1 protein-coding gene is annotated in these 403 nt (G+C 68.7%); it reads left to right on the top strand.

Annotated features, from left to right (window positions below; genetic code table 11):
- On the top strand, nucleotides 1-403 hold a 403-nt coding region (locus SB753_RS35085), incomplete at its 3' end, for a sialidase family protein (protein WP_410804652.1).

The following is a 403-nucleotide window of genomic DNA, read 5'->3' as shown; positions in this document are numbered from 1 at the left end:
ATGGCGGGCAGTAAGGGCGGTAAGGACGGCATGGGCGGCATAAACATGGGCGCCGCCGTGGCGAAGCCCGCGAAAACGCCGCTCGCGACTGGCGCCGCGTTCGATGCGAAGCATCGCCTGTGGGTTGCGTGGGTCGAGGGGCAACACGTCGTGGTTGCGCATTCGGACGATCGGGGCCGCACGCTGTCGCCGCCCGTTACTGTCAACGCGATGCCGGAACCGATCTACACGAGCGCCGAGAATCGTCCGAAGATCGCCGCCAGTCCCGACGCAACGACGATCTACGTGACCTGGTCGATGCCGCTCGACGCGCCGTACACGGGCATGGTCCGCTTCTCGCGCTCGACGGACGGCGGCGCGACGTGGAGCGTGCCCGCCACCGTGCACGGCGACCGGCAGCCGA

The organism is Paraburkholderia sp. SIMBA_053, assembly GCF_046534895.1.
Lineage (GTDB): Bacteria > Pseudomonadota > Gammaproteobacteria > Burkholderiales > Burkholderiaceae > Paraburkholderia > Paraburkholderia caledonica.
The sequence above is the reverse complement of the archived record's forward strand: the minus strand, read 5'-3'. Positions and strand labels throughout refer to the sequence as shown.